Source organism: Streptomyces sp. MNU76, assembly GCF_020982545.1.
Lineage (GTDB): Bacteria > Actinomycetota > Actinomycetes > Streptomycetales > Streptomycetaceae > Streptomyces.
Genome location: NZ_JAJKLK010000001.1, coordinates 420,587 through 445,979, shown reverse-complemented (window position 1 = coordinate 445,979; position 25,393 = coordinate 420,587). Strand labels below are relative to the sequence as shown.

At 71.1% G+C, this 25,393-nt stretch carries 21 protein-coding genes and 1 pseudogene; 8 read left to right on the top strand and 14 right to left on the bottom strand.

Features of this window, described 5'->3' with window-relative positions:
* Positions 1–4 precede the first annotated feature (4 nt).
* A complete protein-coding gene (locus E4N62_RS01950; protein ID WP_230212378.1) occupies positions 5–1,261 on the top strand; it encodes an NAD(P)-binding domain-containing protein in 1,257 nt (418 codons plus the stop codon).
* Positions 1,262–1,321: 60 nt separating this feature from the next.
* Here E4N62_RS01950 and E4N62_RS48485 read toward each other — a convergent pair whose 3' ends face one another.
* The 3 genes from E4N62_RS48485 to E4N62_RS01935 form a co-directional block, all read right to left on the bottom strand.
* Complete coding sequence (locus E4N62_RS48485; protein ID WP_230211650.1) at positions 1,322–2,263, bottom strand: chaplin; 942 nt, start codon at positions 2,261–2,263, stop codon at positions 1,322–1,324.
* A 110-nt stretch (positions 2,264–2,373) separates the two neighbouring features.
* Positions 2,374–2,631: a chaplin gene (locus tag E4N62_RS01940; RefSeq protein WP_230211649.1), complete on the bottom strand. Its 258-nt coding sequence runs from the start codon at positions 2,629–2,631 to the stop codon at positions 2,374–2,376.
* A 247-nt stretch (positions 2,632–2,878) separates the two neighbouring features.
* Complete coding sequence (locus E4N62_RS01935) at positions 2,879–3,286, bottom strand: rodlin (RefSeq protein ID WP_230211648.1); 408 nt, start codon at positions 3,284–3,286, stop codon at positions 2,879–2,881.
* Between the two features lie 251 nt (positions 3,287–3,537).
* On the opposite strand from E4N62_RS01935, the gene E4N62_RS01930 reads away from it, so the two are divergent.
* Together E4N62_RS01930 and E4N62_RS01925 are read left to right on the top strand one after the other, a co-directional pair.
* Positions 3,538–3,939, top strand: coding sequence for a rodlin (locus E4N62_RS01930; protein ID WP_230211647.1), 402 nt, complete (start codon positions 3,538–3,540; stop codon positions 3,937–3,939).
* 134 nt (positions 3,940–4,073) lie between these two features.
* Positions 4,074–4,469: a rodlin gene (locus tag E4N62_RS01925; protein ID WP_230211646.1), complete on the top strand. Its 396-nt coding sequence runs from the start codon at positions 4,074–4,076 to the stop codon at positions 4,467–4,469.
* Between the two features lie 90 nt (positions 4,470–4,559).
* On the opposite strand, the gene E4N62_RS01920 is transcribed toward E4N62_RS01925, so the two are convergent.
* From E4N62_RS01920 to iolC, 9 genes are all read right to left on the bottom strand, one after another.
* Entirely contained in the window at positions 4,560–6,485 is a 1,926-nt protein-coding gene (locus E4N62_RS01920; RefSeq protein WP_230211645.1) for a long-chain fatty acid--CoA ligase, read from the bottom strand.
* Between the two features lie 134 nt (positions 6,486–6,619).
* Entirely contained in the window at positions 6,620–8,239 is a 1,620-nt protein-coding gene (locus tag E4N62_RS01915; protein WP_230211644.1) for a VWA domain-containing protein, read from the bottom strand.
* A 159-nt stretch (positions 8,240–8,398) separates the two neighbouring features.
* Positions 8,399–9,295, bottom strand: coding sequence for an ABC transporter permease (locus tag E4N62_RS01910; protein WP_230211643.1), 897 nt, complete (start codon positions 9,293–9,295; stop codon positions 8,399–8,401).
* Positions 9,292–11,949 (bottom strand): alpha/beta fold hydrolase, encoded by a 2,658-nt coding sequence (locus tag E4N62_RS01905; protein WP_230211642.1) that lies wholly within the window; start codon positions 11,947–11,949, stop codon positions 9,292–9,294. The genes E4N62_RS01910 and E4N62_RS01905 overlap by 4 nt, the downstream gene beginning before the upstream one ends.
* A gap of 336 nt (positions 11,950–12,285) precedes the next feature.
* Entirely contained in the window at positions 12,286–13,788 is a 1,503-nt protein-coding gene (gene mmsA / locus E4N62_RS01900; RefSeq protein WP_230211641.1) for a CoA-acylating methylmalonate-semialdehyde dehydrogenase, read from the bottom strand.
* 16 nt (positions 13,789–13,804) lie between these two features.
* Positions 13,805–15,766 carry a 3D-(3,5/4)-trihydroxycyclohexane-1,2-dione acylhydrolase (decyclizing) gene (iolD, locus tag E4N62_RS01895; RefSeq protein ID WP_230211640.1) on the bottom strand — a complete coding sequence of 654 codons (1,962 nt, stop codon included), beginning with the start codon at positions 15,764–15,766 and terminating at the stop codon, positions 13,805–13,807.
* A complete protein-coding gene (gene iolB / locus E4N62_RS01890) occupies positions 15,763–16,620 on the bottom strand; it encodes a 5-deoxy-glucuronate isomerase (RefSeq protein WP_230211639.1) in 858 nt (285 codons plus the stop codon). The genes iolD and iolB overlap by 4 nt, the downstream gene beginning before the upstream one ends.
* Before the next feature lie 7 nt (positions 16,621–16,627).
* Entirely contained in the window at positions 16,628–17,506 is an 879-nt protein-coding gene (locus E4N62_RS01885) for a deoxyribose-phosphate aldolase (protein WP_230212375.1), read from the bottom strand.
* 31 nt (positions 17,507–17,537) lie between these two features.
* Positions 17,538–18,488 carry a 5-dehydro-2-deoxygluconokinase gene (iolC, locus tag E4N62_RS01880; RefSeq protein WP_230211638.1) on the bottom strand — a complete coding sequence of 317 codons (951 nt, stop codon included), beginning with the start codon at positions 18,486–18,488 and terminating at the stop codon, positions 17,538–17,540.
* 125 nt (positions 18,489–18,613) lie between these two features.
* Between iolC and E4N62_RS01875 the strand changes: the two genes are divergently transcribed.
* The 3 genes from E4N62_RS01875 (at position 18,614) to E4N62_RS01865 (ending at position 20,742) form a co-directional block, all read left to right on the top strand.
* Positions 18,614–19,540, top strand: coding sequence for a sugar phosphate isomerase/epimerase (locus E4N62_RS01875; protein ID WP_230211637.1), 927 nt, complete (start codon positions 18,614–18,616; stop codon positions 19,538–19,540).
* A gap of 346 nt (positions 19,541–19,886) precedes the next feature.
* Positions 19,887–20,090, top strand: a complete 204-nt coding sequence (locus E4N62_RS01870) for an AlpA family transcriptional regulator (RefSeq protein ID WP_215455564.1) — start codon at positions 19,887–19,889, stop codon at positions 20,088–20,090.
* Positions 20,091–20,151: 61 nt separating this feature from the next.
* Positions 20,152–20,742 carry a GNAT family N-acetyltransferase gene (locus E4N62_RS01865; RefSeq protein WP_230211636.1) on the top strand — a complete coding sequence of 197 codons (591 nt, stop codon included), beginning with the start codon at positions 20,152–20,154 and terminating at the stop codon, positions 20,740–20,742.
* Here the strand turns inward: E4N62_RS01865 and E4N62_RS01860 are convergent.
* Positions 20,723–21,765 (bottom strand): annotated as a pseudogene (locus tag E4N62_RS01860) (zinc-dependent alcohol dehydrogenase family protein). The gene E4N62_RS01865 and the pseudogene E4N62_RS01860 sit on opposite strands and share 20 nt — an antisense overlap.
* Positions 21,766–21,827: 62 nt before the next feature.
* A complete protein-coding gene (locus E4N62_RS01855) occupies positions 21,828–24,116 on the bottom strand; it encodes an MMPL family transporter (protein ID WP_230211635.1) in 2,289 nt (762 codons plus the stop codon).
* Between the two features lie 302 nt (positions 24,117–24,418).
* Here E4N62_RS01855 and E4N62_RS01850 point away from each other — a divergent pair, with 302 nt between their 5' ends.
* Both E4N62_RS01850 and E4N62_RS01845 read left to right on the top strand, forming a co-directional pair.
* Complete coding sequence (locus E4N62_RS01850) at positions 24,419–25,051, top strand: TetR/AcrR family transcriptional regulator (RefSeq protein ID WP_230212373.1); 633 nt, start codon at positions 24,419–24,421, stop codon at positions 25,049–25,051.
* A 75-nt stretch (positions 25,052–25,126) separates the two neighbouring features.
* On the top strand, positions 25,127–25,366 hold the full coding sequence (locus E4N62_RS01845) for a heavy-metal-associated domain-containing protein (protein WP_184893914.1): 240 nt from the start codon (positions 25,127–25,129) through the stop codon (positions 25,364–25,366).
* Positions 25,367–25,393 lie beyond the last annotated feature (27 nt).

Below are 25,393 nucleotides of genomic sequence, written 5' to 3'. Positions count from 1 at the left end.
CCTGATGTACGACCTGCTGGTGGTGGGCGCCGGCCCGTACGGCCTGTCCATCGCGTCCCACGCCGCGGCAGCCGGGCTGAGCCTGCGTGTCCACGGCCGTCCCATGGCGTCCTGGCGGGACCACATGCCGCCCGGCATGTTCCTCAAGTCCGAGCCGTGGGCCTCCAACCTCTCCGACCCCGAGGGGCGTTGGCGCCTGGACGTGTACTGCGCGCAGCGGGGCGTCGAGGCCCGCCACGGACTGCCGATCCCGGTCGGCACCTTCGCCTCGTACGGCCTGTGGTTCGCCCGGAACGCCGTTCCGCCCGTCGACGAGAGAGTGGTGGCGCGCGTGCAGCGCCGCTGTGGCGGCTTCGAGGCGGTCCTGGCCGACGGCGAGGTGGTCCGCGCCCGCACGGTGGTCCTCGCCGTCGGTGTGCTGCCCTTCGTCGAAGTCCCGCCCGTGCTGCGGCAGTTGCCCGACTACCGGGTCTCCCACAGCAGCCACCACCACGACCTCGGCCGTTTCCGGGGCATGGACGTCACGGTGATCGGCGGCGGTCAGGCGGCCCTGGAAACGGCCGCGCTGCTCGCCGAACAAGGCACCCGGGCACGGGTGTTGGCCCGCTCCCCACCTCCGCTGGAACGACGTCCCACCCCGCTGGTGCGCCCCTTGCGGCACTCGGTCCGCTCCCCGCACAGCGGCCTCGGCTGCGGCTGGCGCAACTGGTTCTACGCGGAGCGGCCCGGCTGGTACCGCCGCCTGCCGGAGGCGAGACGCGTGCGGGTCGCCTCCGAGGCGCTGGGACCCGCGGGTGCCTGGTGGGTACGCGACCGCGTCGAGCGCACTGTCGAGGTACTGCTCGGGCAGGAGGTCGCGGTGGCGCACGAGACGGGCGACGTCGTACGGCTGGAGACGGTGGGCCGGGGCGGTGAGCTGACCTCGCTGGACACCGAACACGTCATCGCGGCCACGGGATTCCGGGCCGGCTGCGACCGGCTGGACCTGCTGGCGCCGGAGGTGCGCGCGGACCTCGTGCCCCTGTCCGACGGCTCGCCCGCCGTCGGGCGGGACTTCGAGTCGACGGTCCCCGGTCTGTTCCTCGCGGGCCTGACCACCGCCGCCGGTTTCGGCCCCGCGATGCGCTTCGTGCACGGCGCGTCGTTCACGGCGCCCACCCTCGTACGAGGGGTACGGCGGCGGCTGCGCTCAGGGGTGCCCGGCGGCCGGATCCCGGTGCCGGGGGCCTGGGCCGACCTGGCCTCCACCGCCGGGTCGTGACGGGCTCGGGTGCCGGGCGGCGCGGCGCGCCTCCGGCACCCGGAGCGACTCACCGTCAGGTCATCGGCCGGATGCGGCCCGGCCCCGCCGGTAGACGATGGCCCCACCCGCGATCAGCGCGACGCTGGCGGCCCCGGCGGCGAGCAGCGCCTCACGGTCGCTGCCGGTCTCGGGGAGCGTGGGCGGCTTGGTGGGCGGCGTCGTCGGCGGGTGCGTCGAGTGCGGGGCTTCGTGGGATGCGGCGACTGTGCGGGCGGGCTCATCGGCGGCTTGGTCGGCGGGTGCGTCGAGTGCGGGGCTTCGTCGGCGGATTCGTCGGCGGCTTCGTGGGCTGCGGAGGCTTCGTCGGCGGGCTCGTCGGCGGCTTGGTCGGGTGCGGGGCTTGGTGGGCGGGTTGGTCGGCGGATGGTCGCCGTAACCGCCCTCGCTCTCCTCGTCGTCCGGCACGTCGCCGTAGCCGCTCGGGGAGTCGTCGTGGTGTCCGTAACCGCCGTCGTCCCAGTCCTGCGTGTACTCCTCGTACGCCGTGCCCTGGTCGTAGGCCGTGCCCTGGTCGTACATCCCGTGATCGGCGGGCCCCTGGTACGCGTTGGGCTCCGTGTACTCCTCGGGCGACGCCGGTGCCCAGGAGTCCTCGGGTTCCGCCGCCGGGGAGACCGACTCCTCGGGCCCGGACGCGGGGGCCGGTGTGTACACGGGCTCCGCGACCGGGGCGGTGTGCCGCTCCGGGGCGCTCTTGGGGCTCTGCGGGGCGTGGTCGCCGGCGTTGCCGCACGCGTTGCCGACGGACGGGTTGCCGAGGGCCGCGGGATCGACGGTGTTGCCGCAGACGTTCACCGGAACCGTGACCGGCACCTCGACCGCGTTGCCCGAGGCTAGGCCGGGCGAGTTCCCGGCGGCCCCGTGCGCGCCCGTGTCCGCGAGGACCGGCGTGCCGTAGAGGGACAGCAGGCCCGTCGTCGCCGCGGCCACGACCATTCTCTTGCGCAGGGTGTGGCGCATCTTGTGTTCTTCCTGCTCGAAGAAGTGGGAAAAGCCGGCCTTGGTGCCGTTGAGGACACTCCAAGACCGGCTGAGGCACAGCCGAGCGGCTGGTGCGAGGCGTTACGACGTCAGCCGTTGACGCACACGTTGCCGAATGCCGGGCTGAGCAGCCCGATGGCGTTGGCGGTGTTACCGCACACGTTGACCGGAATGTGGGTGGGGGCCTGCAGCACGTTCCCCGAGAGGACACCCGGGGACCCGATGGCGGCACCCTTGGCCTCGGCGTCGGCGAAGGCCGGAGTGGCCATGCTCGCGGCCATGATCGCGCCGGCGACGACGGCAGCGCTCTTCTTGAGCTTCACGTCATTTCCCTTCTCTGCGGTCATGCCCTGATTGACGGTCGAAACCGAGCGAGCACAGCATGGACGGCTCGCATCATGACCTGCAGCCTGCAAACGAGGAATAGACATCGGAAGAAACTTCCGAACGCGGAGCGCGGAGTAATTCACCCGATCGCCCCGCGAGATCGTCGGAAAGACATATCGGCGCCACCCGAATGGCACACCCGGGAACGGACGACCGACTCAGGTCGAACGCGCCGTGCGCGACCCGAGTCGTTTGATGATTTTCCGATCAGTTCTTTCCGTTGGGGCCGCTGTTGCCGTTGTCCGAGAGGATCGGGATGTCGGACAGGATGTGCGACAGCGGCTCGTCACCCTTGGCCTGGGTGGAGTTCTCGGTGCACTGCTGGTTCTGCGGGGCCGACAGGATCGGGACGTCCTGCAGGACGGCAGTCCCCGCCGTGGCGGTGTTGAGCTTGAGGGGCAGGCCGATGCAGGGCTTGTTGAGCGAGCCCTGGACCAGCGAGAGCTGCGGGCTCATGTCGCCCTTGGTCACCGAGTTGCCGAACGCCTGGTGGGCACCGTTACCGCTGAACGACGTGGTCCCGGCGTCGTCGGCGAGCGCCTGGGGCGCGGTCGCGGCACCGAGGCCGGTGATGGAAGCCGCGACCGCGACCACGGCCATTGCCTTCTTGAGCATTTCGCGTTCCTTTCCTGGCGGACCCGCAGGTCCCTGCCCTGGCAGCGACGACGACGCACTCGCACCGGTTTCGACGCATCACCCGTTCAGCCCGCTCGCATCGGAGAATTCCGGAGCATCGGCAAAACTTCGCACGCCCCACTTTCACTCCCCCTCATGGGCCGACGGAGTGAATCGAAGCAACCGGGAGGTCCCGGAGGAGTTGTCCATGGCACTCCGGTTGGAACGGGGTTTTCCAGAAGGGAATGCAAGTGCTCAAGAAGATCATGGCCGTAGCATCGATCGCCGCCTCCGTCGTTGGAGCCTCGGCCGCAGTCGCGCCCCAGGCGCTCGCCGACGACGGCGGCACCACAAGCTTCAGCGGAAACGGCGCCCAGCAGGTGTACGGAAACTCGGCCACCTACGGCAACATGAGCCCGCAGATGGCACTGATTCAGGGCTCGTTCAACAAGCCCTGCATCGCTCTGCCCGCCAAGATCAACACCGCTACGGCGTTGACTGCCGCCCTGCAGGACGTCCCGATCCTGTCGGCCCCGCAGAACCAGCAGTGCACCGAGAACTCCACCCAGGCCAAGGGTGACGAGCCGCTGTCGCACATCCTGTCCGACATTCCGATCCTCTCGGACAACGGCAACAGCAACCGCAAGAACTGACCCACCACGACAGCCTGTCGTCACGATAAGCCGCCTATTGCGCCAAAAGGTGCAATCATCGCAACCGTTGGCCGGATGTCCTGTTGATCAGGGCGCAACTCCGCAACGGAGTCCGCTTTCCGAAGGGATCCAACATGAAGAAGCTGTGGGCCACCGCGGCTGTTGCCGCCTCCATCGCCAGCCTCGGTGCCGCGACCGCGCCCCAGGCGCTCGCCGACGACGCCGGGACCACGTCGTTCAGCGGTAACGGTGCCCACCAGGCGTTCGGCAACTCGGTGACCAAGGGCGACATGAGCCCGCAGCTCTCGCTGGTCCAGGGCTCGCTCAACAAGCCCTGCATCGGCCTGCCCCTCAAGCTCAACACCGCCACGGCGGGGACTGCCGTCCTGCAGGACGTCCCGATCCTGTCGGCCCCGCAGAACCAGCAGTGCACCGAGAACTCCACCCAGGCCAAGGGTGACGAGCCGCTGTCGCACATCCTGTCCGACATCCCGATCCTCTCGGACAACGGCAACGTCGGCGGCAAGTAGCACCGACGCCACCACCGGACAGCAGGAAGCGGGTCGCCGAGTCGTCGGCGGCCCGCTTTCCCGTGTGCGGTCACGCGTCCAGCCCGTCGCTCACCTCTTCGCGTACAGCGACTCGATCGCCGCCGCGTACGCCGCCGTGACCGCGTGGCGTTTGACCTTCATGGACGGGGTGAGCAGGCCGTTCTCCTCAGTGAACTCGCCTTCCACCAGCTTGAACTCGCGGATGGACTCGGCGCGGGAGACGGCCTGGTTGGCGTAGTCGACGGCCTGCTGGACATCGGCGCGCATCCGGGGGTCGGCGACGACCTCGGAGAGCGGGGTGTCCGGGGACATGCCGCGGACGTGCAGCCAGTGGGTGACATCCTCGGGGTCGAGGGTGATGAGGGCGGCGACGAAGGGGCGGTTGTCGCCGACGACGATGCACTGCCCGACCGGGGGGCGGCTGCGCAGCCGGTCCTCCAGGACGGCCGGGGAGACGTTCTTGCCGCCGGAGGTGACGAGGATGTCCTTCTTGCGGCCGGTGATGGTGAGGTAGCCGTCCTCGTCGAGCGCGCCGAGGTCCCCCGTGGCGAACCAGTCGTCGGTGAGGGCGGCGTCGGTGGCGACCGGGTTGTTCCAGTAGGTGCCGAAGACGATGGGTCCCTTGATGAGGACCTCCCCGTCGTCGGCGATGCGGATCGCGGTGCCGGGGACGGGCTGGCCGACCGTGCCCGGGCGGGGCTTCAGCGGCGGGACGATGGTGGCGGCGGCGGTGGTCTCGGTGAGGCCGTAGCCCTCGTAGACGATGATCCCGGCGGCGTAGAAGAAGAGGTTGAGGTCGCGGTCGAGGGGGGAGCCGCCGCTGATGGCGTAGCGCATCCGGCCGCCGAGCTCCTTGCGCACGCGGCGGTAGACCAGCAGGTCGTACAGGGCCCAGGCCGCGTACAGACCGGGCGTCGGGCCGGGGCCCCGGTCCAGGAACTTGTCCAGGTAGGCGCGGGCGAAGCGGACGCCGAGGCGGTGGGCGCGGTCGAAGGAGGCGCCCCGGCCGAGGCGTTCGGCGGTGGCGCGGCCGGTGGCGTGGATCCGCTCGAAGAGGTACGGGACGCCGACCAGGAAGGTGGGGCGGAACTTCTTCAGGGCGGGACGGAGCTCGTCGGGCTTGATGCTCGGGCAGTGGCCGATCTCGATACGAGCCGTCAGGCAGGCGATCTGGATCGTGCGGCCGAGGATGTGGGCGAGCGGGAGGAAGAGGAGGGTGGAGGCGGCCTGGCCGGTGACCGCCTCGAAGACCGGGTGGAGCAGTTGGACCGTGTTGGCGGCCTCCGCGTGGAGGTTGGCGTGGGTGAGGACGCAGCCCTTGGGGCGGCCGGTGGTGCCGGAGGTGTAGCAGATGGTCGCGGCCGTGTCGGCGGTGAGGGCGGCGCGGCGCTTGGTGACCTCCTCGTCGGGGACGCCCCGCCCCAGGTCGGCGAGGTGGGCGAGGGCCTCCCGGTCGATCTGCCAGACGTGCGGGGGCTGGGAGTGCCCGGCGGTGGCGGTGGCGACGGCCTCCGCGTTGTCGGGGGTCTCCACCACGACGAAACGGCAGCCGGAGTCGCGGACGATCCACTCGATCTGGTCGGGCGAGGAGGTGGCGTAGACGGGGACGGACTGGCCGCCGGCGGCCCAGACGGCGAAGTCGAGGACCGTCCACTCGTAGCGGGTGCGGGACATCACCGCGACGCGGCCGCCGGGTTCGAGCCCGGCGGCGATCAACCCCTTGGCGGTGGCGGTGACTTCGCGGGCGAAGGCGGAGGCGGTGACCGGGTGGAAGGTGCCGTGGCGGTCGGCGCGGCGCAGGACCACCGTGTCGGGGGCCTCGGTCGCGTTGACGTACGGGAGGTCGGCGATGCTGCCGCCGCCCAGCGGGGGCGCGAGGGCGGGGGTGCGTGCCTCACGCACGACGCCATGCGCGTCCCTGACGACCTCGACCTTGACGCGGTCGGTGAGGCCGCCGCGCGCTTTCGCCTGGTTCAAGTCCTTGCGTACGCCCATCACGACTCCCCGGGGCCCCACGACCGCTTCATTACCGACGAGTCAACTTACTAGTGCGTAAGAAATTTTCAATGGTTTCGGACGACTCCGGGCGACCGGGCGGGCGGCGGCCTGCGGGACTTTCGAAACACCCCCTAGCCGAGCAGGGTGTCGGCCGTCCTGATCGACCCGGCCAGGTCGTACAGGTCCCTGTCCTCGCGATCCCGGGCCAAGTCGTCGGCGTGGCGGCCCAGTTGACGGAGGGTGGGGCGGGCGGGGAGGTCGGGTCGGCTGGTGCCCTCGCGGCGGAGAGCGTCGGCGAAGTAGGCGGCCACGGCGGCGACCCGCAGTCCGTACGGTGAAGATGCCCACAGGTCGCCGTGGAGGTCCGTGGCCTCCAGCTCGGCGGATTCCTCGTGCGGGGTGCGGGTGTCGGGGTCGAGCCAGCGGACGGTGGCGGTGGCGAGGTGCCCGCCACCGGAGCCTTCCTCGGTGCGGACGGCGTAGAGGGCGGTGACGGTGTGGCCGGGGCCGACCTCGCCGCCGTCGACACGGTCGTCGCGGAAGTCCTCGTCGGCGACCTGCCGGTTGTCGTAGCCGATCAGGCGGAACTCCTCCACCGTCGCCGGGTCGAAGGAGACCTGGACCTTGGCGTCGCGGGCGGTGAGGTCGACGTGGCGCGGGAGTTCCTCGCAGAAGACCTTCTCGGCCTCCTCCTCGGTGGAGACGTAGGTGGTGTGGCCGTCGCCCCGGTCGGCGAGCTGTTCCATGAGCTCGTCGCCGTAGTCGCTGCCGACACCGACGCCGAAGAGGGTGATGCCGTGTTCGCGGCGTTCGCCGGCGATGCGTTCGAGGATGGTGTCGGCGTCGGTGGCGCCGGTGTTGGCGAGGGCGTCGGACAGCAGTACGACCCGGTTGGTGGCGCCCTCGCGCAGTCCGTCGACGGCGGTCTCGTAGCCGGTCTCGACGCCCGCCGCGAGGTTGGTGGAGTCGGTGGGCTCCAGACGGTCGACGGCGTCCAGGACCTCGTCCCGGTCGTCGTCGAGGCGGGTCATCGGCAGGACGGTCTCGGCCTCGTCGCTGAAGGTGACGATGGCGACCGAGTCGTCGTCGCGCAGCCGGTTCGTCATCGTGCGCAGGGCGTCCTGGGCGAGGTCGAGGCGGCCCGGTTCGGCCATGGAGCCGGAGACGTCGATGACGAAGGTGAGGGCGGCGGGCGGGCGTTCGCTGTCGCCGCCCGCGGCCCGGGTGGCGAGTCCGACGCGGACCAGGGACCAGGCGTCGTCGCCGGTGCGGGCGCCGTCGACGGACACCGAGAAGCCGTCGCCGTCCGGGCGTTCGTAGTCCTGGCGGAAGCTGTTGACGAATTCCTCAGGGCGGACGGTCGACGGGTCGGGCAGGCTGCCGTCGTCCAGGGTGCGGCGGGCGTAGCCGTAGGAGGCGGTGTCGACGTCGAGGGCGAAGGTCGACAGGAAGTCCTCGGGCGTCGGGGCGATGTCCCGGGACTCCTCGTCCGTCCGCCCCTCGCGCTGCTCGCGGGGGCCGGTGCCCTCGGGTGCGGGAGCCGGGAAGCCGTCCTCGGGGCGGCTCTCGCCCTTGCCCCGGTCGTACGAGGAGGAGGAGTCGCCCTGCCCGTCGGCGCCGCCGCTGCATCCGGTGAGGAGGAGTGCGCCGGCCGTGCCCAGGGCGAGGAGTGCGGTGCCGAGTCGCCGCCGGTGTCGTGGTGTCGTCGGCCGCGGCCTCGTCGTCGGACTGGTCCTGCGATACGTGTGCATCCGGGCCCCCTAGCCACGTCATCTGTCGCCTTTCCGTGGGCGACTGTTGTGACTGTGACGGCGATGGGGGCCCGGATGTGCGTCACGGGGTGTTGCGGATCCGTCTCGAAGCGGCCACGGCGGGGGCCCGTCGAGACCGGTGGGTGATCTTCCGTTGACCTAGGAGACGACGTCCTTGCGGCCGAAACCCCGGAAGGCCAGCGCGAACAGGATGAGGGCGTACGTTATGGAAATCGAGACGCCCTGGATCATGTCGGTGTACTCGGGCTGCGGGCGGACGACGTCCAGCCAGGCGTACTGCCAGTGCGTGGGCAGGAAGTGGCGCCAGTCGCCGAGGGCGGTCACCTCGTCGAGGACGCTGCCGACGATGGTGAGGCCGACGGCGCCGCCGACCGCGCCGAGCGGCGCGTCGGTCCTCGTGGACAGCCAGAACGCCATGCCGGCGGTGACCAGTTGGGACACGAAGATGTACGCCACGGTGATCACCAGGGCCTGCGCGGCGGCACCGGCGGCGAGTTCGCCGCCGGTCGGCAGCTTCAGCGGGCCCCAGCCGTAGGCGGCCGTGCCGACGGCGAGGGCGACGACCGGCAGCAGCACCAGCGCGGCGAGGCTGAGGGTGAGGCCGACGACGAGCTTGGACCACAGCAGCCGGGCGCGGGGCACGGGCGCGGCGAGGAGATAGCGCAGGGAGGACCAGCTGGCCTCCGAGGCGACCGTGTCGCCGCAGAACAGCGCGATGGGGATGACCAGGAGGAAGCCCGCCGCGGCGAAGAGGTTCACCGCGGCGAAGTTCGCGCCGGACGCCGTCGCCGTGTCCATCAGGTTGACCCGAGTGTTGCCCTCGCCCGGTGTGCCGCCGACCTGGAAGGCGATCAGCAGCACCAGCGGCAGGGCGAACAGGATGCCGAACATGACCATCGTGCGGCGGCGCTTCAGCTGGCGGACCAGCTCGACCCTCACGGGGAGGGTGCGGCCGGCGCGGTATCCCTCGGCGACCTCGACGGGCCGCGTGGTCCCGGGTTCCGCGTGCTCGGCACGCTCGGTCAGCGTGCTCATGCGTGCTCTCCGATCAGGGTGAGGAAGGCGTCTTCGAGACGGCGGTGGGGGCCGACCGACGACACGGGGACCTCCAGCCGTACGAGTTCGGCGACCAGGCGCTGGGCACTGCCGTCGGCGTCGAGGCGGACCACCAGGCCGTCGTCGGTGCGGACGGCCGAGTCGACGCCCGGCAGGGCGGCGATCTTCTCGACGACCGGCTCGTCCACCGGCTCGTCCGTGCCGACCAGCAGCGTGTCGCCGGAGCCGACGATCTCGCTCACGGGGCCCGCCTGGACGAGCTGTCCGTGGTCCATGACGACCAGATGCGTACAGGTCTGCTCGACCTCCGCCAGCAGGTGGCTGGAGACGATGACCGTGCGGCCGGCGGCCGCGTACCGGATCATGACCTCGCGCATCTCGCGGATCTGTGGCGGGTCGAGTCCGTTCGTCGGCTCGTCGAGGATCAGCAGGTCGGGCAGGCCCAGCATGGCCTGGGCGATGGCCAGGCGCTGGCGCATGCCCTGGGAGTAGGTGCGGACCGCGCGGGCCAGCGCGTCGCCGAGACCGGCGATCTCCAGGGCCTCGTCGAGGTGCGCGTCCTCGGCGGGACGGCCGGTGGCGGCCCAGTACAGCTCCAGGTTCTCGCGGCCGGACAGGTGCGGGAGGAAGCCCGCGCCCTCGACGAAGGCGCCGACCCGGGAGAGGACCGGGGCGCCCGGCACGATCGCGTGGCCGAAGACCCGGATCCGGCCGCCGTCCGGCTGGATGAGGCCCATCAGCATGCGCAGGGTCGTCGTCTTGCCCGCGCCGTTCGGTCCGAGCAGACCGAGAACCTGGCCCTTCTCCACCTGGAAGGAGAGGTCGCGGACGCTGTAGCGGTCGCCGTTCTTGTACTTCTTGCTCAGGTCGGTGATCTGGAGGGGGACCTCGGCGAGCGCCGGGTCGGGGGCCGGGGTGACGATCCGGCGTCGGCCGGTGACCAGCAGGGTCGCCGCGATCGCGGCACCGGCGATCGGCAGGTACCAGACCCAGGCGGGCAGCACGTCGCCGCGGTCGGCCCGGCCGAGCGGCGTGGGCACCGCCAGGTCGCTCTTGAGGGAGACGGTGTACGTCGCCGGGGTGGTCGGGGAGGCGTAGCCGAGGTCGGTGGAGGCGAGGACCAGCCGGAGGCTGTGACCGTCGTCGAGTTCGTGGTCGATGGCGGGGAGGGTGAGCGTCACGTCCTTGCCGGACGCGGCGCCCTCGACGCGCAGCGGCTCGACCAGCTGGGACGGGAGGACCTGGGACCTGCCGTCCGGACCGACGTCGTACACCTTGGCGAAGAGGACGGCGTCCTCGCTGGTCGACTTCACATGGACCGTCGCCGTGGGCGAGCCGGTGATCTGGAGGTCGTCGGTGACGGGCTTCGACTGGAACGCGGCGAACTGGCCGGGGAAGTCCAGGGAGATGCTGACGCCGAGGGAGGAGAGCTGGGCGAGGCCGCCGGCCGCACCGAGGCCCGGCAGGGCCGAGATGCCGGGCGGGTTGGCGCCGGCCGGGTTCTCGAAGCTCTGCTCACGGCCGGCGAGGGCGATCTTCGTGGGGTCGTCCTCCAGGCCCGGGTAGGTGTCGCCGGTGGTGCCGGCGAGACGGGGTTCGCCGTCGCCGGAGCCGGTGCCGAGGGTGCGGGTGACGCGGAACGCGGAGCCGGTGTCGGCGCCCTTGTCGTCCTTGAGGTAGCGGTCGAACCAGGCCTCCGTCCGGGCCTGGACCCGGCTCGTCTCCATGTCGCCGCCGTCGTGGCCGCCGGCGATCCAGTCGACGTCCACGGGCGCGCCGTTGGCCTTGATCGCCTTCGCGGCGGCGTCGGCCTGGCCGAGCGGGAAGAGGGAGTCGGTCTGGCCCTGGCTCAGCAGGGTGGGCACCTTGATGCGGTCGCCGACGGCCTCGGGGCTGCGGGCGTCCAGCAGCTTCACGGCCTCCGCGTCGGGCTCACCGGACTCGGCGACCCGCTGGTACATCTCGCACAGCTGGGTCTCGAACTTCTCGCAGCCGCCGCCGGTGTTGACGAAGAGCCCGGCCCACAGCTTCTTGAAGACGCCGTTCGGGAAGAGGGCGTCCGCCAGGTTCCAGTACGTGATCGCGGGCGCGATGGCGTCGACGCGGTCGTCGTACCCGGCGGTCAGCAGCGCGATCGCCCCGCCGTAGGAGGCGCCGGCCATGCCCAGGCGGGGGTCGCCCTTCTTGTCGAGCTGTACCTCGGGGCGGGTCGCGAGCCAGTCGATCAGCTTCGAGACGTCGGCGACCTCGCCCCGGGGGTCGTTCAGACCGATCTTGCCTGTCGACCTGCCGAAGCCGCGGGCGGACCAGGTCAGCACCGCGTAGCCGTCGCGGGCGAGGTCCTCGGCCTGTGCGCGGACGTCGTTCTTGCTGCCGCCGAACCCGTGACCGAGCAGGACGGCCGGGCGACGGCCGTCACCGCCGGAGGTGAAGTACGAGGTGTCGATGCGCACTCCCTCGGCCGTCCCTATGGCCCGGTCGGTGCGTTTCACCGGCGCCGCTTCGTCCGAGGCGGTGGCCGTCCAGGTGCCGGCCCCGGCGAGCACGACGACGGCGGCCGCGGCCGCGACGGTCCGCCGCGGCCTCCGCCGCAGCGCTCCGCGCAGGCGCGGGCCGGTCAGTCGAAGATCCATGCGTCAACGGTACGGGGCCCTGCCGGTGCCCCGAGGCCCTCTCAGGGGGGAAGAGCGGGGCATCCCACGGTCGTACGGGAGGAATTCGGCATACAGCGGGTGCGGTACGTCGTTGGCTGACAGCAACCTGATAAGTCGCCCCTGCCGCCCCTACCCGTCCCTTCCCCAGGGGCTGCGCCCCTTCGACCCCTTTGCGCTCCGCGCGGGGTGGGTGGGGACGTGCGGGTTCGGTGGGGGCCTGTCGCGCCCACGCGGCGGAGCCGCACGTCGACAACAGCCCCGCGCCCCTGAAAAGCGGGGGCTGCGCCCCTCGCTTTTCAAGGACCGGTGTGCGGCTCAGTGGTTGCGCGGGAAGCCCAGGTCCACGGCCGACGGGCCGTCGGCCGGGTCGGGCCAGCGGGTGGTGACGACCTTGCCGCGGGTGTAGAAGTGGGTGCCGTCGTTGCCGTAGATGTGGTGGTCCCCGAAGAGGGAGTCCTTCCAGCCGCCGAAGGAGTGGTAGCCGACGGGGACCGGGATCGGGACGTTGACGCCGACCATGCCCGCCTCGACCTCCAGCTGGAAGCGCCGGGCGGCGCCGCCGTCGCGGGTGAAGATCGCGGTGCCGTTGCCGAACGGGGAGGCGTTGATGAGGGCGATGCCCTCGTCGTAGGTGTCGACGCGCAGGACGGTCAGCACCGGGCCGAAGATCTCGTCCTGGTACGCCTTCGCCGTCGTCGGGACCTTGTCCAGCAGCGAGATGCCGATCCAGTGGCCGTCCTCGTAGCCGTCGACCGTGAAGCCGGTGCCGTCGAGGACGACCTCGCAGCCCTCGGCCGCCGCGCCCGTGACGTACGACGCCACCTTGTCGCGGTGGACGGCCGTGATCAGCGGGCCCATCTCGGAGGTCGGGTCGTTGCCGGGGCCGATCTTGATCTTCTCGGCGCGCTCGCGGATCTTCTCGACGAGTTCGTCGCCGATCGCGCCGACGGCGACCACGGCGGAGATCGCCATGCAGCGCTCGCCCGCCGAGCCGTACGCCGCCGAGACCGCGGCGTCCGCCGCCGCGTCGAGGTCGGCGTCCGGGAGGACCAGCATGTGGTTCTTGGCGCCGCCGAGGGCCTGGACGCGCTTGCCGTTCGCCGAGGCCGTGGTGTGGATGTAGCGGGCGATCGGCGTCGAGCCGACGAAGGAGACCGCCTTGACGTCCGGGTGCTCCAGGAGGCGGTCGACGGCCACCTTGTCGCCGTGGACGACGTTGAAGACACCGTCCGGCAGACCCGCTTCCGCGAGCAGCTCGGCGATCTTGATGGAGGCCGACGGGTCCTTCTCGGACGGCTTGAGGACGAAGGTGTTGCCGGTCGCGATGGCCATCGGGAACATCCACATGGGGACCATCGCCGGGAAGTTGAACGGCGTGATGCCGGCGACGACGCCCAGCGGCTGGCGGATGGAGGAGACGTCCACGCGGCTCGCGACCTGCGTGGACAGCTCGCCCTTCAGCTGCACGTTGATGCCGCAGGCCAGCTCGACGATCTCCAGGCCGCGCGCGACCTCGCCGAGTGCGTCCGAGTGCACCTTGCCGTGCTCGGCGGTGATCAGCTCCGCGATCGCGTCCCGGTTGGCGTCGAGCAGCGCGCGGAACTTGAAGAGGATCGAGGTGCGCTGGGCCAGCGAGGACTGGCCCCAGGTCACGAAGGCCTCCTTGGCGGTGCGGACCGCCGCGTCGACCTCGTCGACGGTCGCGAAGGCGACCTTGGTGGTGACCGCGCCGGTCGCCGGGTCCGTGACCGGCCCGAACGTACCCGACGCGCCCTCGACGGTCTTGCCGCCGATCCAGTGGTTGACGATCTTCGTCATTCCAGAAACTCCTTGCTTACAGATGGCGGCGTCGGGTTGAGACGTGCCGGTCGTACTCCTCGCGTGCCTTGACCGCCGACGCGCGGGTCGCGGTCTCGGCCACAGGTACATCCCACCAGGCCTGCGCGGGAGGCGGGCCCGACACTGTGTCTGCCGTTTCGGTCTCCACGTAGACACAAGTGGGAGTGTCGGCCGCCCGTGCCTCGGCGAGGGCGGCGCGCAGGTCACGGACGGTCTTGGCGCGCAGGACGCGCATGCCGAGACTGGCCGCGTTGGCGGCGAGGTCCACGGGCAGCGGGGTGCCCGTGAACGTGCCGTCGGCGGGGTTGCGGTGCCGGTAGGCGGTGCCGAAGCGCTCGCCGCCGACCGACTCCGAGAGGCCGCCGATGGAGGCGTACCCGTGGTTCTGCACCAGCAGCACCTTGATCGGGACGTTCTCCTGGACCGCCGTGACGATCTCGGTCGGCATCATCAGATACGTGCCGTCGCCGACCAGCGCCCACACCGGGCGTCCCGGGGCGGCCAGCCGGACACCGATGGCGGCCGGGATCTCGTACCCCATGCAGGAGTAGCCGTACTCCAGGTGGTACTGGTCCCGCGACCGGGTCCGCCACAGTTTGTGCAGGTCACCGGGGAGGGAACCGGCCGCGTTGATGAGAATGTCGGACTCGTCGGCGATCTCGTCGAGGAGGCCGAGGACCTGCGCCTGGGTGGGCCGGGTGTCCGGCTCGTCGGCCTCGTAGCAGGCGTCGACGCGGTGCTCCCAGCGCTGCTTGTCCTCCGCGTACTCGGCGACGTACGCGTCCGCGACCCGGTGGCCGTGCACCTCCAGCGCCTCGGCGAGCGCCTCCAGACCCGACCGCGCGTCCGCGATCAGCGGCAGACCGGAGAGCTTGTGGCCGTCGTAGGGCGCGATGTTGAGGTTGAGGAAGCGGACACCGTCGGCGGCGAAGAGGGTGTTCGAGGCCGTGGTGAAGTCCGTGTAGCGGGTGCCGACGCCGATCACCAGGTCGGCGGTGCGGGCCAGTTCGTTGGCGGTCGCCGTGCCGGTGTGGCCGATGCCGCCCACGTCCTGCGGGTGGTCGAAGCGCAGCGAGCCCTTGCCGGCCTGGGTGGAGGCGACGGGAATGCCGGTGGCGTCGGCCAGTTCGGCGAGCGCCTCCTCCGCGCGGGCGTGGTGGACTCCGCCGCCGGCGACGATCAGCGGGCGGCGGGCCGCGCGGATCGCGTCGAGCGCGCCGGCCAGTTCGGCGACGTCGGCCGCCGGGCGGCGAACGTTCCAGGTCCGCTCGGCGAAGAACTCCTCCGGCCAGTCGTACGCCTCCGCCTGCACGTCCTGCGGGAGAGCGAGGGTCACGGCACCCGTCTCGACAGGGTCGGTGAGCACGCGCATCGCCTGGAGCGCGGCCGGGATCAGCGCCTCGGGGCGGGTGATCCGGTCGAAGTACCTCGACACCGGCCGCAGGGTGTCGTTGACGCTGATGTCGCCCGCGTACGGCACTTCGAGCTGCTGCAGGACCGGGTCGGCCGGCCGGGTGGCGAAGATGTCGCCGGGCAGGAGCAGCACCGGCAGGTGGTTGATGGTGGCGAGGGCGGCGCCCGTGACCAGGTTGGTCGCGCCGGGGCCGATGGACGTCGTCACGGCGTGCGTGGAGAGCCGGTTCGACTGCCGGGCGTAGCCGACGGCCGCGTGCACCATCGACTGCTCGTTGCGGCCCTGGAGGTAGGGCATGTCGTCGGCGTACTCGACCAGCGCCTGACCGAGGCCCGCGACGTTGCCGTGGCCGAAGATGCCCCAGGTGGCGCCGATCAGCCGCCGCCGCTCGCCGTCGCGCTCTGTGTACTGGGCGGAGAGGAAGCGGACCAGCGCCTGGGCGACCGTGAGCCGGGTCGTGGCCGGGGTCCTGTTCGAGGCCGGGGCCTTGTTCGTGGCCGGGGCCTTGTTCGTGGCCGGGGTCGTGTTCGAGGTCGGGCTCATCGGTACCCCCCTGTGCTTTCGACGTGGGCGGGGTGGAAGCAGATCTGCCACTTCCGCTCGGGGCCGGGGCCCGCCATCACGTTCAGGTAGTACATGCTGTGGCCGGGCTGCGCGATGGACGGGCCGTGCCAGCCGTCCGGTACGAGCACCGTGTCACCGGAACGGACCTCGGCGAGCACCTCGGAGCCGCCCTCGCGGGAGGGCGACACGCGCTGGTAGCCGAAGCCGTTCGGGCCGTCGATCTCGAAGTAGTAGATCTCCTCCAACTCGGTCTCCTCCCCCGGCCGGTTCTCGTCGTGCTTGTGCGGCGGGTAGGAGGACCAGTTGCCACCGGGGGTGATGACCTCGACGGTGATCAGCTTGTCGCACTCGAAGGCGTCGGCGGAGGCGAAGTTGCGCACCTGGCGGGCGCAGGTGCCGCTGCCCCGGTCCTCGACGGGGACCTCCGGCGCGGGGCCGTAACGAGCGGGGAGTCGTCGCTCGCACTTCGCTCCTGCCAAAGCGAAGCGGCCTCCCGCGCCGGAGGCGATCTGTACCCGGGCGTCGCGGGGCGCGTACACGAAGTCGGAGACTCCGGCGAACACGCTCTCCCTGCCCAGGATCTGAAACTCCGTGATGCCGCCACCGTCCGAATTGCCCGGTTCCTCCGACACCTGAACCGTACAACCGCCGCCCAGGGACAGCACGATCCACTCACTGTCCCCGGTCGTGAACGTGTGCGAGCCGCCCGGCTCCAACTCCACGATCCTGAGGCTGCTGTGGGTCCATCCGGCCCGCTTCGGGTCGATGTCCACGGCGTAACGGGCGTTCGCGGTGGCGCCCTTGGGTACGTACAGCTCGGTCTTCTGTGTCATGCGGCCCTCACAGCAGTCCTACGGCGGTGTCCACGGCGGCGGTCACGTCGTCGTCCGCCGGGTAGAGCAACGAGCGGCCGACCACCAGGCCCTGCACGGTGGGCAGTTGCAGCGCGCCGCGCCACTTCTCGTACGCGCCCTCCTGGTCCTCGCCGACATCTCCGCCGAGCAGCACGGCGGGCAGCGTCGAGGTCTCCATCACCTGTGCCATGTCGTCGGGGTTGTCGGTGACGGGCACCTTCAGCCAGGTGTACGCCGAACTGCCGCCCAGCCCGGCGGCTATGGCGATCGACTTGGTGACCGCCTCGGCGCTCAGGTCGTTCTTGACCTTGCCGGTGGCCGGGTCGCGGCGGCTGATGAACGGCTCGACGAACACGGGGAGTCGGCGCTCGGCCATGGCGTCCACGGCGCGGGCGGTGGACTCCAGGGTGGTGAGGGAGCCCGGGTCGTCGTAGTCGACGCGGAGCAGGAGCTTGCCGGCGTCGAAGCCGAGGCGCTCCATGTCCTCGGGGCGGTGGCCGGTGAAGCGGTCGTCCAGTTCGAAGCTGGCGCCCGCGAGGCCGCCCCGGTTCATCGAGCCCATGACGACCTTGCCGTCGAGCGCGCCGAGGAGCAGCAGGTCGTCCAGGATGTCGGCGGTCGCGAGGACGCCGTCCACACCGGGACGGGACAACGCAAGGCACAGCCGTTCGAGGAGGTCGACGCGGTTCGCCATGGCGAGTTTGCGGTCGCCGACGGAGAGGGCGCCACGGGCCGGGTGGTCGGCGGCGACGATCATCAGCCGGCCGGAGTCACCGATCAGGGGGCGCCGGGTACGACGGGCGGCGGCCTCGGCGATCGCCTCCGGGTGGTGGACCCGGGTGCGGACGAGGGCGGAGACGTCGATGGGGCCGAGGGGCCCACGGGGCGGGCGGGGGTCACAGGACCGCTCCCGCCGCGACCGCGGTCTCGATCTCGTCGACGGTCGGCATCGCGGAGGAGCACTCCAGGCGGGAGGCGACGATCGCGCCGGCCGCGTTGGCGTACCGCATGATCTTCTCCAGGTCCCAGCCTTCGAGCAGGCCGTGGCAGAGGGAGCCGCCGAAGGCGTCACCGGCGCCGAGGCCGTTGAGGACGTCGACGGGCAGGGGCGGGACCTCGGCGGACTCACCCTTGGCGTTGACCGCGAGGACGCCCTTGGGGCCCTGCTTCACGACCGCCAGTTCGACGCCTGCGTCGAGCAGCGCGCGGGCCGCGGCCTGCGGTTCGCGGACGCCGGTGGCGACCTCGACCTCGTCCAGGTTGCCGACGGCGACGGTGGTGTGCCGCAGGGCCTCCTCGTAGAACGGGCGGGCCTCGGCCGGGTCGTTCCAGAACATGGGGCGCCAGTCGAGGTCGAAGACCGTCGTGCCGGCCTTGGCCCGGTGGGCGAGCGCCGCGAGCGTCGCCGTACGGCTGGGCTCCTCGCTCAGGCCCGTGCCGGTCACCCAGAAGATCCGGGTCCCGGCGATGGCGTCGAGGTCCAGCTCATGGGCGTCGATCTCCAGATCGGGCGCCTTGGGCCTGCGGTAGAAGTACAGCGGGAAGTCGTCCGGCGGGAAGACCTCGCAGAACGTGATCGGGGTCGCGAGGCCCGGGACCGGGGTCACCCAGCGGTCGTCCACCCCGAAGTCGCGCAGCGCCTGGTGCAGGTAGTCGCCGAAGGGGTCCTCGCCGGTGCGGGTGATGACGGCGGTGGAGCGGCCGAGTCGGGACGCGGCCACCGCGACGTTCGTCGCCGATCCGCCGAGGAACTTGCCGAAGGACGTCACCTGCGGCAGCGGGACCCCCGTCTGCAACGGGTAGAGGTCCACACCGATCCGCCCCATGGTGATCAGGTCGTACGCCATCGAGTTCCCTTCACGCGCCGGTTCCCGTCAAGGTCTAGCCCCGTCGGAGCGACCCTGTCAATACTTTGTCCAGACATTCGGACTACCTATTGACACCCTCCACTTCGAGGCTGAAGCTGACTCCCATGACGTCGTTGTCACCTCAGTCTCAAGTTTCCGGGGTCTCGCGCATCCGGGTCGGCTCGGCGCCCGACTCCTGGGGCGTCTGGTTCCCCGACGACCCCCAGCAGGTCCCCTGGCAGCGCTTCCTCGACGAGGTCGCAGCTTCCGGCTACGAGTGGATCGAGCTGGGCCCGTACGGCTATCTGCCGACCGACCCGGCGGTCCTCGCCGAGGAGACGGCCAAACGTGGCCTGAAAGTGTCGGCCGGCACCGTCTTCACCGGCTTGCACCACGGTCCGGACGTCTGGGAGAAGACCTGGGCGCACGTCGCCGACAACGCGGTCCTCGCGCAGGCCATGGGCGCCAAGCACCTCGTCGTCATCCCGTCGTTCTGGCGGGACGACAAGACGGGCAAGGTGCTGGAGCCCAGCGAACTGACCGTCGAGCAGTGGCGTCACCTCACACAGCTGACCGAGCGGCTCGGGCGGGAGGTGCGGGAGAAGTACGGCCTCCAGATCGTCGTCCACCCGCACGCCGACACCCACATCGACAGCGAGGAGAACGTCGTCCGCTTCCTGGACGGGACCGACTCCTCGGTGGTCTCGCTCTGCCTCGACACCGGGCACTACGCCTACTGCGGCGGCGACAGCGTCAAGCTGATCGAGACCTACGGCGAGCGCATCGGCTATCTGCACCTCAAGCAGGTCGACCCCGAGATCCTGGCCGACGTCCGCGCGAACGAGATCCCGTTCGGGCCGGCCGTGGCCAAGGGCGTCATGTGCGAGCCGCCGAAGGGCGTGCCCGAGCTGGGGCCGGTGCTGGCCGCTGCCGCGAAGCTGGACGTGGATCTGTTCGCGATCGTCGAGCAGGACATGTATCCCTGCGAGCCGGACGCTCCGCTGCCGATCGCTCGGCGGACGCGGGCGTTCCTCAGGTCCTGCGGGGCGTAGCCGCTCCGCCGAGAACCGCACCGGGAAGCGTCGGGGAACTGCGAGTCGTCGGCGGGCCACAGGTGGTTCGTGGCTGGTCGCGCAGTTCCCCGCGCCCCTTTCGGGGCGCGGCTGCCCGACCCCGGTCGCGAGGCGCTCCAATTCATCATCGGTGTCACAAAAGTCACCTTTCTGTCACGTGCGTCACGCGTACGCGGGCCTTCCGTCACACGTGATCCACGGGGCCTCGCGGCGATCGCTGAGGGTCGTTGACCGGTCACAGCTTTGTGATCGCCAGCGCAGTGCCCGGCTCCCCCTGCGGTCTTCCCGGCCGCCGCCGTGGTGCGCGCGCAGGGAGGTGCCACAGATGACGACCGACCGGCTTCTCTGGTCGTACAAGGACATCGCGGCGCACATCCGTGTGCAGCCCGACACCGTCCGCTCGTACCGCAAACACGGGCTGCTGCCGCCGCCCGACCACGTCGAGAGCGGCAAGCCCTACTGGTACGCCGACACCATCCGCACCTGGGTCGCCTCCAGACCGGGCAACCGGGGGCGCAAGGTGGAGTGATCCGCCGCTCATCGCGCTAATTCGTTTGTCCCCGGGGCCATGCCTTGTCCAGGATCCGGGGATGAGCCTTTTCGAGAACCCCGTACTCACCGGTGAGAGGGCTGCATTGCGGCCATTCACCGAGAACGACGCGCCCGTGATGGCGGGGATCCTGGCCGACCCGGAAGTCGTCCGGCTCACCGGCAGCCCGACCGAGAGCTTCGCGCTGGACCAGCTGCGGTCCTGGTACGGCAGCCGCAACGACCAGACCGACCGCCTCGACCTCGGCATCGTGGACCGTGCAAGCGGTGACCTGGTGGGTGAGGCCGTCCTCAACGAGGTCGACGAGGCCAACCGTGGCTGTTGCTTCCGGATCCTGATCGGCCCTGGCGGGCAGGGCCGGGGGCTGGGCACGGAGGCCGTGCGGCTGACCGTCGGTCATGCCTTCGAGCACATCGGACTGCACCGCGTCTCGCTGTACGTCTTCACCCACAACCCCAGGGCGCGGCGCACCTACGAGAAGGTCGGTTTCGTGGCCGAGGGGATCGAGCGACAGACGCTGTGGCAGGGCGGGGAGTGGATCGATGCCCTACGGATGTCGATTCTCGCCCCGGAGTGGGCCGCCCATCGGGGACGGCCCGAGGGGGAGCGGGTCAGCTCCACGGCTCGATGACCGTCACCCCGCCGCCCGGGGTCGTGCCCAGCGCCGTGAGTGCTGACGGGGCCGCGTCCAGGCCGATCGTCGAGGTCACCAGGAGGTCGGGGCGGAGGACGCCCACCTCGACCAGCTTCAGCATCGTGGGGTAGGCGTGGGCCGCCATGCCGTGGCTGCCCAGGAGTTCCAGTTCGAGGGCGATCGCCCGGGCCATGGGGACGGGAGTGGTGCCCGCCTCGGAGGGGAGCAGGCCCACCTGGATGTGGCGGCCCCGGCGGCGGAGGCCGTTGACGGAGGCCGCGCACGTGGCCGGTGAGCCGAGCGCGTCCAGGGAGAGGTGGGCACCGCCGCCGGTGAGGTCGCGGACCGCTTCGGCCGTGTCCTCGACCGCCGAGGCGTCCACGCACTCCACCGCCCCGAACTTCCGGGCCAGGTCCAGGGCCCGGGCCGACACGTCGACAGCGATCACCCGGGCCCCGGAGGCCGCCGCCACCATCACCGCGGACAGGCCCACACCCCGCAGCCGTGGACGGCGACCCACTCCCCCGCCGCCACCCGGCCCTGCGCGACCACCGCGCGGAACGCCGTGGCGAAGCGGCAGCCGAGCGAGGCCGCCGTGCCGTACGACAGCTCGTCGGGCAGCGCCACCAGGTTCACGTCGGCGTGGTCCAGCGCGACGTACTCGGCGAACGAGCCCCAGTGCGTGAAGCCCGGCTGAGTCTGCCGCTCGCACACCTGCTGGTCGCCGGCCGCGCAGGCGGCACAGGTGCCGCAGGCACAGACGAACGGGACGGTGACCCGGTCGCCGGGGCGCCAGCCCGTCACTGCCGCGCCGGTGGCCTCCACGACCCCGGCCAGTTCATGGCCGGGGACGTGCGGGAGCGTGATGTCCGGGTCGTGGCCCTGCCAGCCGTGCCAGTCGCTGCGGCACAGGCCGGTCGCCTCGACGCGGACGACGACACCGTGGGGGGCGGGCGTGGGTGAGGGAAGCTCCTTCACCGTGGCCGGCTCTCCGAACCGCTCGAACACCACCGCGCGCATGTGTCGCCCTCCGCTCCACTCATCGGCCTACGGCCTACCGACCGTCTGCTTCGAAGTGAACGCTAGCCAGAGATCTCCACCTTGTCGTCGTCGCGCTGCTTGCCCGGGGCGGGAACGTCGGGTGTGGCGGTCTCGACGTCCGTCGTCCCCGTCCCCGTCCCTGTCGCCTTCGCCGCCGGCGCCGACTCCCCCTCGCTCAGGCCGAACCTCTCGTGGAACCTCCTCAGCGGAGCCGGGGCCCACCACGTCGCGCGGCCCGTCAGGCGCATGACCGCCGGGACCAGGAGACTGCGGATCACCATGGCGTCCATGAGGACGGCGAGGGCTATGCCGAGGCCGAGCATCTTCGTGTTGGTGACCCGGGAGGTGCCTATGGCGATCATGACGACGGCGAGGATGACGGCGGCGGCGGTGATCAGGCCACCCGTGCGCTGGAGCCCGAAGCGGACCGAGGCCATGTGGTCGCCGGTGTGGTCGTACTCCTCCTTGATGCGGGAGAGCAGGAACACGCCGTAGTCCATGGAGAGCCCGAAGGCCACGCAGAACATCAGGACCGGGAGTGTCGTCTCGATGGAGCCGGGGCTGGTGAAGGCGAGCAGGCCCGAGAGATGGCCGTCCTGGAAGACCCAGACCAGCGCGCCGAACATCGCCGTCAGACTGAGGGCGTTCAGCAGGACCGCCTGGAGCGGGATCAGCACACTGCCGGTGAGGAGGAAGACCAGGATCAGGGTGACGATCGCGATGAACGCGAGGGCCCAGGGAAGGCCGTCCCCTATCGCCGCCTTGGTGTCCACCAGGACCGCCGCCGTGCCCGTCACCGAGGTGTCGAAGGGGGCGTCCGTCGCCCGGATCTCCTCCACCAGGCGTTGCGCGCCCTCGTCGACCGCCTCGCCCTTCGGCTGCACCGTGAAGTAGGCCCAGTCGCCCTCGACCAGGGGCCCCTCCACCCGGAGCACCTCGGGGAGGTCCGCCAGCCGCTCCTTGTAGGCGGCGTACTCCGCCTTCGTCGCCTCGCCCTCCGCCAGGACCTCAAGGCCGCCTCCGGGAGTGCCCGGGAAGCCCTCGCGCAGGTGCTGTTGCACGACGTGGGACTCGGCACTGGCCGGGAGTTGGCGGTCGTCGGCCGTGCCGAACTTCACCCCCAGGAAGGGGAGCCCGAGCAGGAGCAGACCGGCGGTCGTGGCGACGGCGAAGAAGGGGGCTCGGCGCATGACGAGGGCCGCCATACGGCCCCAGGCCGCGCCCTCCTCCACGGCCGGCGAGCCGTCGCCCGTGGTCTTCGCCTTGCGACGCTTGAACAGTCTGCGCAGGTCCAGGGCGTTGACGCGGTCGCCCAGGAGGACGAGCGCGGCCGGGAGGAGGATCAGGGCGGCTGCCGCCGCCAGGAGGACCACGGCGATGCCCGCGTAGGCGAAGGACTTCAGGAAGTACTGCGGGAAGACCATCATCGCGGCCAGGGAGACGGCGACCGTGAGGGCGGAGAAAAGGACCGTGCGGCCGGCCGTGCGCAGGGTGGTGGCGACGGCCGTCAGGGAGTCGGCGCCGGTGGACAGCTCCTCGCGGAAGCGGCGGACGATGAACAGGGCGTAGTCGATCGCGAGACCCAGACCCATGGCCGTGGTGAGGTTCAGGGCGAAGACCGAGACGTCGGTGACCTCGGTGAGGCCGCGCAGGATCGCGTTGGTGCCGAGGATCGCGACGACGCCCACGCCGAGCGGCAGCAGGGCGGCGACCGCGCTGCCGAAGACCATGACCAGCAGCACGAGGGTCACCGGCAGGGCGATCATCTCGGCCCGCAGCAGGTCCTCCTGGATGATCGTCTGCATCTCGTGGCGCACGGCGAGGATGCCGCCGACCTTGACCTCGACCGGACCGTGCGTGCCGCGCAGTTCGGGGGCGATGCGGTCCAGGGTCTTGTTCACGGCCGTGTCGTCGCCGGTGAGGCGGGCCGCTATCAGCGCCTCGCTCCCGTCCTCCGAGCGCAGGGTCGGTGCTCCGGTCCGCCAGTAGGAGCCGACGCCCGTGACGCCTTTCTCGGCGGCCAGCCGCTCGGTCAGCTTCTTCGCCTCGGCGGCGACGGCCGGGTCGTCGACCGAGGCCTCGCCCGCGTCGACCAGCAGCAGGAAGTTGGGCTGGGAGTCGGCAAACTCGCGCTCCAGGGCCTTGGTCGCGTAGGTGGACTGGGCGGCCGGATCCTCCCAGCCGCCGCTGCCGAGACGGTCGGCGACATCGCTGCCCGCGACGACCGCCAGGGCGGTGAGCACCAGGGCGACGAGCAGGGTGAGCCGGGGGCGGGCGGTCACGAACCGGGTCCAGCCTCCCCGGCGGGGCGGCTGGTTGACTTCGGTCATGGTGCGGTGTCCCCTTCACTCTGATCACTGTGGTCCGTGCTGTGCGCAGCCGGGCAGCATGGAAGCGCCAAGCCATACACTGGCAAACACGAGAGATCGCTCGCGTTTCTCCAGAATGCGAGCGACCACTCGTGTTTGTCAATCACGTCCGGAGAGCTGGGGATAACCGCGTGCCCACCCACCAGGAGAAGGAACAGCCCCAGGCCGCAGAGCAGTCCCGGGCCACAGAGCAGCCCCCGGCCGGTGAGCGACCCCAGACCAAGGAGCAACCGCGCCGTCGCCAGGCCCGCGGTGAGCGCCGTATCACCCAGCTTCTCGAAGCGGCGGCCTCCGTGTTCTGCTCGACCGGGTACACCGCGGCCAGCACCAACGCCATCGCCCGCGAGGCAGGGGTCTCACCGGGCACGCTCTACCAGTTCTTCCCGAACAAGGAAGCGATCGCGATCGAGCTGAGCGAGCGGCTCATGCTGGAGATGCGCGAGACGTACGGCGAGGCGCTCGCCCCGGTGGACCCGGCGACCCCGCTGGAGGCGGCCGTGGCCACCGCCGTCGACCGCTTCATCGACTTCAACTGCCGCCACCCCGTGGTCTACACGCTGATGCACGGCCCGGACGCCCCCGGCCGGATCGCCGAGCAGCACGACGCCCTGCACACGGCGCTGGTCACCCGGATCGAGGAGCTGCTCACCCTGCTCCTGCCCGGCACACCGGCCGCCGACATCACCCGCACCGCGCACGTCTGCATGGCCATGTACAAGGCCGGCCTGGAGCTGGTGCTCGGCCGCGAGGGCGAGGAGCGCGAGGCCTACGTCCAGGAGCTGAAGAACGTCCTGTTCCGCTACCTGGAACCCTTGGTGGGCGAACGCCCGCCGGTGGACCTAGCGCCCCGGTGCCCCACCTCCCCGCGCGGACCCCTCTTGGATTCATACCCCTAGGGGGTATAAGGTGGATACCGTTAAGGGATACCCGACCCCGACGCAGTCCCCACACGCCCCGATGAGGAGTACGACATGACCACCGACACCGACACCCAGGGCTCCGTCACCGCCGTCTACAAGGTGAGCGGCATGAGCTGCGGGCACTGCGAGGGCTCCGTCTCGGGCGAGATCAACCAGCTCGACGGCGTGTCCTCGGTGAAGGCCGTCGCCTCCACCGGCGAGGTCACCGTGGTCTCGGCCGCCCCGCTCGACGAGGAGGCCGTCCGCGCCGCCGTCGACGAGGCCGGCTTCGAGCTGGTCGGCAAGGCCTGAGACCGGGCACGGCCACGGACGTACGGG

Bases quoted from the DNA above. Each gene is read 5' to 3' on its own strand.
- E4N62_RS01950 (WP_230212378.1), top strand. From the start codon at position 5: ATGTACGACCTGCTGGTGGTGGGCGCCGGCCCGTACGGCCTGTCCATC.
- E4N62_RS48485 (WP_230211650.1), bottom strand. From the start codon at position 2,263: ATGCGCCACACCCTGCGCAAGAGAATGGTCGTGGCCGCGGCGACGACG.
- E4N62_RS01940 (WP_230211649.1), bottom strand. From the start codon at position 2,631: ATGACCGCAGAGAAGGGAAATGACGTGAAGCTCAAGAAGAGCGCTGCC.
- E4N62_RS01935 (WP_230211648.1), bottom strand. From the start codon at position 3,286: ATGCTCAAGAAGGCAATGGCCGTGGTCGCGGTCGCGGCTTCCATCACC.
- E4N62_RS01925 (WP_230211646.1), top strand. From the start codon at position 4,074: ATGAAGAAGCTGTGGGCCACCGCGGCTGTTGCCGCCTCCATCGCCAGC.
- E4N62_RS01920 (WP_230211645.1), bottom strand. From the start codon at position 6,485: ATGGGCGTACGCAAGGACTTGAACCAGGCGAAAGCGCGCGGCGGCCTC.
- E4N62_RS01915 (WP_230211644.1), bottom strand. From the start codon at position 8,239: ATGCACACGTATCGCAGGACCAGTCCGACGACGAGGCCGCGGCCGACG.
- E4N62_RS01910 (WP_230211643.1), bottom strand. From the start codon at position 9,295: ATGAGCACGCTGACCGAGCGTGCCGAGCACGCGGAACCCGGGACCACG.
- E4N62_RS01905 (WP_230211642.1), bottom strand. From the start codon at position 11,949: ATGGATCTTCGACTGACCGGCCCGCGCCTGCGCGGAGCGCTGCGGCGG.
- mmsA (WP_230211641.1), bottom strand. From the start codon at position 13,788: ATGACGAAGATCGTCAACCACTGGATCGGCGGCAAGACCGTCGAGGGC.
- iolD (WP_230211640.1), bottom strand. From the start codon at position 15,766: ATGAGCCCGACCTCGAACACGACCCCGGCCACGAACAAGGCCCCGGCC.
- iolB (WP_230211639.1), bottom strand. From the start codon at position 16,620: ATGACACAGAAGACCGAGCTGTACGTACCCAAGGGCGCCACCGCGAAC.
- iolC (WP_230211638.1), bottom strand. From the start codon at position 18,488: ATGGCGTACGACCTGATCACCATGGGGCGGATCGGTGTGGACCTCTAC.
- E4N62_RS01875 (WP_230211637.1), top strand. From the start codon at position 18,614: ATGACGTCGTTGTCACCTCAGTCTCAAGTTTCCGGGGTCTCGCGCATC.
- E4N62_RS01870 (WP_215455564.1), top strand. From the start codon at position 19,887: ATGACGACCGACCGGCTTCTCTGGTCGTACAAGGACATCGCGGCGCAC.
- E4N62_RS01865 (WP_230211636.1), top strand. From the start codon at position 20,152: ATGAGCCTTTTCGAGAACCCCGTACTCACCGGTGAGAGGGCTGCATTG.
- E4N62_RS01855 (WP_230211635.1), bottom strand. From the start codon at position 24,116: ATGACCGAAGTCAACCAGCCGCCCCGCCGGGGAGGCTGGACCCGGTTC.
- E4N62_RS01845 (WP_184893914.1), top strand. From the start codon at position 25,127: ATGACCACCGACACCGACACCCAGGGCTCCGTCACCGCCGTCTACAAG.